Genomic DNA, 8,309 nt, shown 5'->3' on the forward strand with positions numbered 1-8,309 from the left:
CGTACGGGGCGACCAAGCTGGCGGGCACGGCCGCGGTGACCGCCTCCGGGCTGGACGCGGTGGTGCTGCGGGTGGGCAATCCGGTGGGGCCGGGCGCCCCGGCCGCCGGGCTGCCCGGGCGGGTCGCCGCCCAGCTCCGGGACGGCGGCGGCGTGCTCAGGCTCGGCGACCTCTCGGCGTACCGCGACTTCGTCGACGTACGGGACGTGGCACGGGCCGTGGAGCTGGCCGTGACGGCCCACGGGCCGCTGCCGCCCGTGCTGAACATCGGTGGCGGGGCCGCGGTGCCGGTGCGGGACGTGGTGCGCGGGCTTGCCGCGGCGGCCGGGTTCACGGGCCGTGTCGAGGAGTCGGTGAGCGGCTCGGCCCGGTCGGCACAGGTGTCCTGGCAGTGCTCGGACATCACGGCCGCCCGCGAGGTGCTGGGCTGGCGGCCCGCCCACACCCTGGAGGAGTCGCTGCGGGCGCTCTGGGAGGACGGACGGACACCGTGAGCCTGCTGATCCCGCTGTACGTCCATCCCGCCGAGGACCCGGGCGCCTGGCACCGGCTGATCGAGGGCGCGGACCGTACGTACGGCGTCGTCATCAACCCGGCGAGCGGACCCGGTACCGAGCCCGACCCGGCGTTCACCGCGGCGGCCGGGGCGCTGCGTACGGCCGGGGCGCGGCTGCTCGGCTACGCGGACACCGGGTACGGGCAGCGCGATCCGGCGGAGGTGGTGGAGGACGTGCGCCGGCACCGGGAGTGGTACGGGGCCGACGGCTGTTTCCTGGACCGGGTGCGGTCGGACCGGGCCGGGCTGCCGGACTGCCGCAGGCTGGTGCGCGCGGTGCGCCGGACCGGGGCGGAGACGGTGGTGCTCAATCCCGGGGTGCATCCGGCGCCGGGCTACGCGCGGCTCGCCGATCTCACGGTGACCTTCGAGGGGCACTGGTCGACGTACGTCTCCGCCTTCAGCCGCCCGGCGTGGACCGCGCGGCAGCCCGCCGAAAGGTTCTGTCATCTGGTGTACGGGGTGCCTCAGGCGCTGATTCCGCTGGCGGTGCGGACGGCGCACCACCGGGGGGCGGCCGTGTCGGGGCCGGTCACCGGGGAACAGCCCAATCCCTGGGCGGGGTTGACGCCCGCGCTGTCGGGGGTGGAGGTGTGAGGAAGGCCGCGGTGGCGGTGGTGTGCGCCGTGCTGGCGGCCCTCGCCGGGTGTTCCGGTCCGGGCGACGGCGGTACCGCCGCACCCTCGGAGCGGTGGCGGCCGCGCCCCGGGCTGGCCTGGCAGTGGCAGCTCGACGGGCCGGTGGACCCGTCCGTGGACGTGCCGGTGTACGACATCGACGGGTTCGAGAACTCCGCCGAGGACGTGGCCCGGCTGCACCGCGACGGGCGCAAGGTGATCTGCTACATCAACGTCGGCGCCTGGGAGGACTTCCGCCCCGACGCCGACGACTTCCCCGAGTCGGTGCTGGGGCGCCCCAACGGCTGGAAGGGGGAGCGCTGGCTGGACATCCGTGAGCTGTCGGTGCTGCGGCCGATCATGGAGCGCCGCTTCGACATGTGCCGCGACAAGGGGTTCGACGCGGTCGAGCCGGATCTGGTGGAGGGGTACGGCAATGACACCGGGTTCCCGCTCACCGCGCGGGACCAGCTCCGGTACAACCGCATGATCGCGGACATCGCGCACCGGCGCGGGCTGTCCGTCGGCCTCAAGAACGATCTGCCGCAGATCCCCGAGCTGGTCAGGCACTTCGACTTCGCGGTGAACGAGGAGTGCGCCCAGTTCGACGAGTGCGGGCTGCTGAAGCCGTTCATCGCGGCGGGCAAGGCGGTCTTCCACGTGGAGTACGCCGAGCCGAACTCCGCCTTCTGCGCCGACGCGCGGCGGCTGAAGCTGTCGTCGATGCGGAAGAAGCCCGCGCTGGGGGTGTGGCGGGCGCCCTGCTGACGCGGGCGGCGCTCTCCGTAGGCTGGTGGTCATGACCAGGCGGATACAGGTGGTGCAGTTGCTGGTGTCGCCCGCGCACCGGCTCGCGGGGCGGCCGGCCGACGGGCTGCCGCCCGCGCGGGACCGGGACCTGGTGACGCGGGCGGAGGTCCGCGCGGGACTCGGCCTGGTCGGTGACCGCTACTTCGGGCAGAAGGCCCACCGGAACGCCTCGGTCACCTTGATGGCACAGGAGAACCTGCCCGTCGGCATCGACCCGGCGGTGGACCTGAGCGGTACCCGGCGCAATGTGCTGCTGCGGGGTGTCGACATCGACTCCCTGGTCGGCTCGGTCGTCAGCATCGACTGCGGGTCCGGGCCGGTGACCTTCGCCCTGAACCGTCCGGCGCGGCCGTGCGCCTGGATGGAGGTCACCGTCGGCCCGGGAGCCCAGCGCGCGCTGCGCGGCAAGGGCGGCGTGCGGTGCACCCCGCTGTCGGACGGGGTGCTCGAAGTCGGTGACGCGGTCCTTCAGGAGCTCGGCTCGGCGCCGGTGTAGAACGCGACCGTCGCCTTGGTGGTCGACTCCACGATCTCCGGGTCCGCGCCGGAGGCGGCGTAGGCGGCACCCCACAGCTCCCCGGAGAGGGTGTGGCACGCCTTGCCCTCGTCGGACATGGCCCACTCCTGGGCCTCCTCCTGGGTGAAGCCGCCGGCCGCGAGGTGCATGCTCAGCCCGAGCAGCATCATGTCCCAGCCGACGCCCGTGGCACCGGGCCCGAACTGTCCCCAGAACTCCTCGGGCACGACCGCGACGTGCTCCAGCTCCAGGACGGTGCGCTCCTCGCCCTCCGGGGTCAGGCGCAGGGAGACCTCGCTGAAGCCCGGGTCGGGGCCGTAGAGCCAGCTCACCCGGAGCAGGGTGGGCCGGTCGCACTGGAGGATCTCACCTCCGGCCTGGCCCTCCAGCTGGTAGCGGCCGCCCACCTTGAACTCGCCGCTGACCGGCAGGAACCAGCGGGCGATGCGTTCGGGGGAGGTCACCGCGTCCCACACATCGGCGATCTCGGCGTCGTAGGAGCGCCGCAGCAGCACGGTGCGGGCCTCGCCGGCCTCGACCTGCCGGGTGCCGACCCGGCGGTGCAGGCGGTTGATCTCGTCGACGAAGTCAGTCATCGTCTCTCACTTCCTGATTACGTCTGCGCTCGCGTTTGCCGCGCGCGAGTTCCGTACCGAGTGCGTCGAGCCGCTGCTCCCAGAAGCCCCGGAACCGGTCCAGCCAGTCGTCCACCTGTCGCAGCGGGGCGGCGTCGACGGCGTACAGCCGCCGGGTGCCCTCCGCGCGCACGGACGCGAAGCCGTTGTCCCGCAGCACTTTCAGATGCTGGGACACGGCCGGCTGCGAGATCCCGAACTCCTCACGGATGACGGCGGTGATCTCACCCGACGCCTGCTCGCCCGTGGCGAGCAGCTCCAATATCCGGCGCCTGACCGGATCCCCCAGAACGTCGAAGGCGTGCACGGAACCGACTATGCCACCCCACACTTATATAAGGCAACTCTTAAATAAGAGCGCGCGGCTCAGGGCCGGCCGACAACGGCGACGATCGGTGCCGGGCGGACGATCCCGGCGGTGAAGCCCGCCGCGGTGAACCTGGCCGACACCTTCGCGGCGATCTCCTCGTCCCGCCCGCCCGGCGGGTCGTAGAACGCGTACAGGGCCCCGCCGGGGGCGAGCAGGTCGGCGGCGAGGGCGAGTTCGGCGGTGGCCGGGCCGGTCCAGAAGAGGTTGACGTCGATCGCGAAGATCTTGTCGTAGCGGCGGTCCGGCAGCCCGGCCGCCGCCAGCGCGGGAGCGGAGAAGGCGGCCCGGGCGAGCGTGACCCGCCCGGCCTCGATGCCGTCGCTGTTGCGGGCCGTCGCCCGTGCCACGGCGTGCGGCGAGCGGTCGATCGCCGTGATCGTGCCGGTGCTCAGCAGCGGGCTGATCCGCTGGACGGCGACGCCGCCGCCGCAGCCGATCTCCAGCAGGCGGTCGGCCGGGCGGACGTCGAGCAGGGCGACGGCCTCGGTGACCCGCCGGGGGATCGCTCCTGCCACGGTGGTTCCTCTCAGACGGGCGTCCGTTCCGTCACGAACGCGTCGATGGCGGCGGTGAGTTCCGCGGGGCGCTCCACGGGGAGTTCGTGCCCCGCGTCGATGATGCGCACAAGAGCGTCCGGGTACGCCTTCGCCATGCGGAGCATCTGGCCGACCGGGAGCTGGATGTCGTGGTAGCCGTGGATCAGCAAGGTGGGCGTGCGGATCTCGCCGACGCGGTCGAGGACGTCGAACGCGCGCATGGCGCCGTACAGGGTCATGACGACCTCGCGCGGGGTGTCCGCGGAGGCGCGGACGTACTCGCGGATCTCCTCGCGCGGGTAGCCAGGGGCGAAGGCGCGCTGGATGTTGGCGGCGACGAAGAGCTTGAACGGCACGAGGGTCGAGGCGGCCATCAGCAGGCCCCGGCCGCGGCTGTACGTCATACGGCTGATGGAGTTGACCAGCACCAGGCGCTCGACCCGCTCGGGCCGGGCGAGGGTGATGGCCTGGGAGATCATGCCGCCCATCGAGTGACCGACCAGTACGCACCGCTCGATGTCCAGGTGGTCGAGGAGGGCGACGACGTCGGCGGCCAGCTCCTCGATGGTGCGCACCCCGGCGCCGCTGCTCTCGCCGTGGCCGCGCAGGTCGAGGCGGACCACGCGGCGGCGCTCGGCGAAGTGGGCCGTCTGGTGGTCCCAGCGGTGACGGTTCGCGGTCCAGCCGTGGATGAAAACCAGGGGTGCCTCGGGGCTGTCGCGGGGCCCCTCGTCGTCGTACGTCAGCGTCGCGCCGTCGACTGCGAGTTGTGGCATGGGGGCCTCCTGCGTGCGGTCCGGTTACTGGCCGGTACGGTAACCGGTCGCCGGGCCCCGCGTCACCGGTCCTCGGCGGAAGAAGCGGACTCGGCCGAGCGGCGCAGGAGGGCGTTGAGCCGGGCGGCCTGACGGGTGAGGTGGTCGCGTTCGGCGAGGTGGGGCGCCCGGTCGGCGGCCTCGGCGTACAGGCGGGCCGCCGTGCGCGGGTCGCCGTCGCGTTCGTGCAGGTAGGCGGCGACCGCCGGGTGGCGGGGCAGGGAGTCGTCGAGGGCGGCGAGCGCGGCCAGTCCGGCGCGGGGGCCGTCGGCCTCGCCGACGGCGACGGCGCGGTTGAGCCGGACGACGGGGCTGTCGGTGAGCCGGACCAGTTCGTCGTACCACTCGACGATCTGCACCCAGTCGGTCTCCTCGGCGGTGGGCGCGTCGCAGTGCAGGGCGGCGACGGCGGCCTGCGCCTGGAACTCGCCGAGCCGGTCGCGGGCGAGGGCAGCCTGGAGGATCGCCACGCCCTCGGCGATCAGCGCGGTGTCCCAGAGTCCGCGGTCCTGCTCGGCGAGCGGTACCAGGCTGCCGTCGGGGGCGGTGCGGGCGGCGCGGCGGGCGTGGTGGAGCAGCATCAGGGCGAGCAGTCCGGACACCTCGGGGTGGTCGATCACGGCCGCGAGCTGCCGGGTGAGCCGGATGGCCTCGGCGGCGAGGTCCACGTCCCCGGAGTAGCCCTCGTTGAAGACCAGGTACAGCACGCGCAGGACGGTGGCGACGTCGCCCGGCCGGTCGAAGCGTACGCCGGAGACGGTGCGCTTGGCGCGGCTGATGCGCTGCGCCATGGTCGCCTCGGGCACCAGGTACGCCTCGGCGATCTGGCGGGTGGTGAGTCCGCCGACGGCACGCAGGGTGAGGGCGACGGCGGAGGCCGGGGTGAGCGAGGGGTGGGCGCACAGGAAGTACAGCTGGAGGGTGTCGTCGGTGGCGGGGGCCGGGCCGGGGGGCGGCTGGTCCTCGACCAGGTCCTCGCGCCGGCGCCGGGCGGCGTCGGCGCGGGTCGCGTCGAGGAACTTGCGCCACGCCACCGTGACCAGCCATCCCTTGGGGTCCCGCGGCGGGTCTGCGGGCCATACGCGCAGCGCCTCGATCAGCGCTTCCTGTACGGCGTCCTCGGCCGCCGCGAAGTCCGCTCCGCGCCGGACGAGGACGCCGATCACGCTCGGCGTGAGGCTTCTGAGGAGGGCCTCATCCATGGCATTCGTCGATGGTGGGCTGCGGGGCGAGGAAGGGTCGCAGCTCCAGCCACTCGTGGATGGGTTCGCCGCCCGCGCCGGGGGCCGCCGACAGTTCCCCGGCCAGCTCGACGGCGCGCTCGTAGCTGTCGACGTCGATCACCATCCAGCCGGCGATCAGGTCCTTGGTCTCGGCGAACGGCCCGTCGGTGACCGGCGGGCGCCCCTCGCCGTCGTAGCGGACCCAGGTCCCCTCGGGGGCGAGCGCCTCTCCCCCGACGTACTCCCCGCTCTTCTCCAGCCGGTCGGCGAAGTCCCGCATGTACTGCACGTGCGCGGAGATCTCCTCCGGCGTCCACCGGTCCATCGGCACGTTGTTGACCGCCGCCGGGGCGCCCCGGTAGTGCTTCAGCAGCAGGTACTTGGCCATGGTGGTTCTCCTCGGTGATGGTGCGACCCATTCTGGTCGCGTTCACCCCGGGGACGCAGCCGCTCATCGGTTCTCGACATCACCGCCGAAAGTTTTTCGATTTTCTTCGCCGGCCGCGCGCAGCGGCCCGGACCCCGAGCCCGGGCCGCCGGGGCGGGCGGGGTGGTCAGCCGCCGCTCAGCCGGGCCCGGAGCAGGTCCTTGCCCAGCTCGGCGCCCTTGCGGCTGTCCGCCTGCGCCTTGCGGAAGAGGTCCGCGACCTCGGTATCCTTGGCGCGCTCGGCGTCCTCGATGTACGTCTCCAGGCGCAGCGCGTTGCTGAGGCACGCCTCCACGTACCAGATCAGGTTGTAGTCCTTGTCCGCCGTGCCGATCGCACCGCCGGTCTCGGCACTGCTGGTCATCAGGACCTCCTCACTCGTCGGCCGGGGCCCGCGGGGCCCCGCTGTCGGTGCGGTCCGGGTACCCGTCGCCCCCGGGGTCAGACATCCGGGAAACCCGGCCCGACCACCCGTTTTCGTTGAATCGTCAACTCCCTGCGGTGGCAAGGCAATTCAGACACTCGGTGCAGAAGTGAACAGAGGGCGGGCAGATTCGGAGCGAAGTACCCATCGACCGTGCGAGAACGGTCGATGACGGTGTGTACTGTGCTCCGAGCGCCTCGTCAGGGGGCCTCGCACCCACCCCTGCCCACTTCCCTGGATACCGATTCGATGATCGAACTACCGGACCTGGCCGTCGGTGGACTCGCCTTCGGCACACTGTCCGCGCTCGCCCTCGGCGGCGGGCTGCTCCGGTCCAGACGGCAACGGGCCGCGCAGCGCGACGAGATCGCCGCGCTGCGGGCCCATCTCGACGGCGTGGTCCAGACGTTCGCCGCGGAGGTCGAGCACCTGGCGGCCAAGCGCATACCGGCCGCCGCCCGCCGCCTCGCGCACCCCCATGTCACCGTGCCCGGCCCGCTGGAGCTCCGTACCGCCCAGTCCTCGCTCGGCATGGCGATGGAGAACGTCCTGGAACAGCTCCGCGTCGAACTCACCGCGCAGCACGTGCGCGTCGACGCCGCGGCGCAGGCCGGCATGCGCGGCGCGACCCGCGAGATCCAGGCCGCGCTCTACCGGCTTCAGGACGCCCTGCGCGGACTGCAACAGCGCTACGACGACCCCGAGTTGACGCAGACCCTGTTCGAACTCGACCACGAGAACGAGCAGTCGCTGCGCCGCGCCCAGGTCGCCGCGGTGGTGTGCGGGGCCTGGGTGGGACTGGCCCGCGAGGAGTCCCACCTGGTCGACGCGGTCACCGGGGGGCAGGCCCGGCTCGCCGGGTACCACCGGGTCCGGGTCAACAACCACCTCAAGCCGGGCACCGCCCTGGTCTCGCACGCCGTGGAACCGGTCGCGATCATCGTCGCCGAACTGCTCGACAACGCGCTGCGCCACTCCGCGCCGGACACAGACGTCATCGTCAACCTCGAACACGTTCACCACGGCGCCTGCGTCACCGTCGACGACGCGGGCCTCGGCATGACCCAGGACGAGCGCGACCGCGCGCAGCGCATGGTGGCCGGTTCCGAGCCGATCCTGCTCACCGACCTCGGCGACCCGCCCCGCATGGGTCTCGCCGCGATCGGCCAGCTCACCCGGCAGTTCGACCTCACCGTCGATCTGTCCTCGCCGTCCCCGTACGGCGGCGTCCGGGCGGTGCTGCGGGTCGACAGCCACCTGCTCACCACCATCGACCCCGAGACCCGCCCCCCGGCCGCCAGCGCGCCCCGGCCCACCCCCCGCGCGACACCCGAGCAGGCGCCCGCCCCGAGCAGGGCCCACGCCTACGTCGCCGAACC

General features: G+C 72.9%; 12 protein-coding genes. 5 read left to right on the top strand and 7 right to left on the bottom strand.

Annotation, left to right across the window (positions count from 1 at the left end; all coding sequences use genetic code 11):
* From GA0115233_RS38925 to GA0115233_RS38940, 4 genes are all read left to right on the top strand, one after another.
* Positions 1-494: NAD-dependent epimerase/dehydratase family protein (locus tag GA0115233_RS38925; protein ID WP_141689647.1), on the top strand; the 494-nt coding region annotated here is incomplete at its 5' end.
* Positions 491-1,153: a spherulation-specific family 4 protein gene (locus tag GA0115233_RS38930; RefSeq protein WP_176712100.1), complete on the top strand. Its 663-nt coding sequence runs from the start codon at positions 491-493 to the stop codon at positions 1,151-1,153. The genes GA0115233_RS38925 and GA0115233_RS38930, both read left to right, overlap by 4 nt.
* Positions 1,150-1,941 carry an endo alpha-1,4 polygalactosaminidase gene (locus GA0115233_RS38935; protein ID WP_176712101.1) on the top strand — a complete coding sequence of 264 codons (792 nt, stop codon included), beginning with the start codon at positions 1,150-1,152 and terminating at the stop codon, positions 1,939-1,941. The genes GA0115233_RS38930 and GA0115233_RS38935 overlap by 4 nt, the downstream gene beginning before the upstream one ends.
* A 31-nt stretch (positions 1,942-1,972) precedes the next feature.
* The gene (locus GA0115233_RS38940) at positions 1,973-2,479 is read left to right on the top strand and encodes a molybdenum cofactor biosysynthesis protein (RefSeq protein WP_093725387.1); all 507 of its coding nucleotides are present in this window, start codon (positions 1,973-1,975) and stop codon (positions 2,477-2,479) included.
* On the opposite strand, the gene GA0115233_RS38945 is transcribed toward GA0115233_RS38940, so the two are convergent.
* The 7 genes from GA0115233_RS38945 to GA0115233_RS38975 form a co-directional block, all read right to left on the bottom strand.
* Complete coding sequence (locus GA0115233_RS38945) at positions 2,452-3,096, bottom strand: SRPBCC family protein (RefSeq protein WP_093725389.1); 645 nt, start codon at positions 3,094-3,096, stop codon at positions 2,452-2,454. The two genes, GA0115233_RS38940 and GA0115233_RS38945, sit on opposite strands and share 28 nt — an antisense overlap.
* Complete coding sequence (locus tag GA0115233_RS38950; RefSeq protein WP_176712102.1) at positions 3,089-3,442, bottom strand: ArsR/SmtB family transcription factor; 354 nt, start codon at positions 3,440-3,442, stop codon at positions 3,089-3,091. Before GA0115233_RS38950 ends, GA0115233_RS38945 begins: the two co-directional genes overlap by 8 nt.
* Positions 3,443-3,501: 59 nt before the next feature.
* On the bottom strand, positions 3,502-4,020 hold the full coding sequence (locus GA0115233_RS38955; protein ID WP_176712103.1) for an SAM-dependent methyltransferase: 519 nt from the start codon (positions 4,018-4,020) through the stop codon (positions 3,502-3,504).
* Between the two features lie 11 nt (positions 4,021-4,031).
* Positions 4,032-4,817, bottom strand: coding sequence for an alpha/beta fold hydrolase (locus tag GA0115233_RS38960; protein ID WP_093725391.1), 786 nt, complete (start codon positions 4,815-4,817; stop codon positions 4,032-4,034).
* A 62-nt stretch (positions 4,818-4,879) separates the two neighbouring features.
* Complete coding sequence (locus tag GA0115233_RS38965; RefSeq protein ID WP_093725393.1) at positions 4,880-6,058, bottom strand: RNA polymerase sigma factor; 1,179 nt, start codon at positions 6,056-6,058, stop codon at positions 4,880-4,882.
* Entirely contained in the window at positions 6,051-6,467 is a 417-nt protein-coding gene (locus tag GA0115233_RS38970; RefSeq protein ID WP_093725395.1) for a YciI family protein, read from the bottom strand. The genes GA0115233_RS38965 and GA0115233_RS38970 overlap by 8 nt, the downstream gene beginning before the upstream one ends.
* 166 nt (positions 6,468-6,633) lie before the next feature.
* On the bottom strand, positions 6,634-6,870 hold the full coding sequence (locus tag GA0115233_RS38975) for a hypothetical protein (RefSeq protein ID WP_093725397.1): 237 nt from the start codon (positions 6,868-6,870) through the stop codon (positions 6,634-6,636).
* Positions 6,871-7,179: 309 nt separating this feature from the next.
* On the opposite strand from GA0115233_RS38975, the gene GA0115233_RS38980 reads away from it, so the two are divergent.
* Positions 7,180-8,309 (top strand): ATP-binding protein (locus GA0115233_RS38980; protein WP_093725399.1); only part of this gene is annotated, 1,130 nt, incomplete at its 3' end.

Origin of the sequence: Streptomyces sp. DI166 (assembly GCF_900091315.1) — a bacterium.
GTDB classification, from domain to species: Bacteria; Actinomycetota; Actinomycetes; order Streptomycetales; family Streptomycetaceae; genus Streptomyces; species Streptomyces fuscus.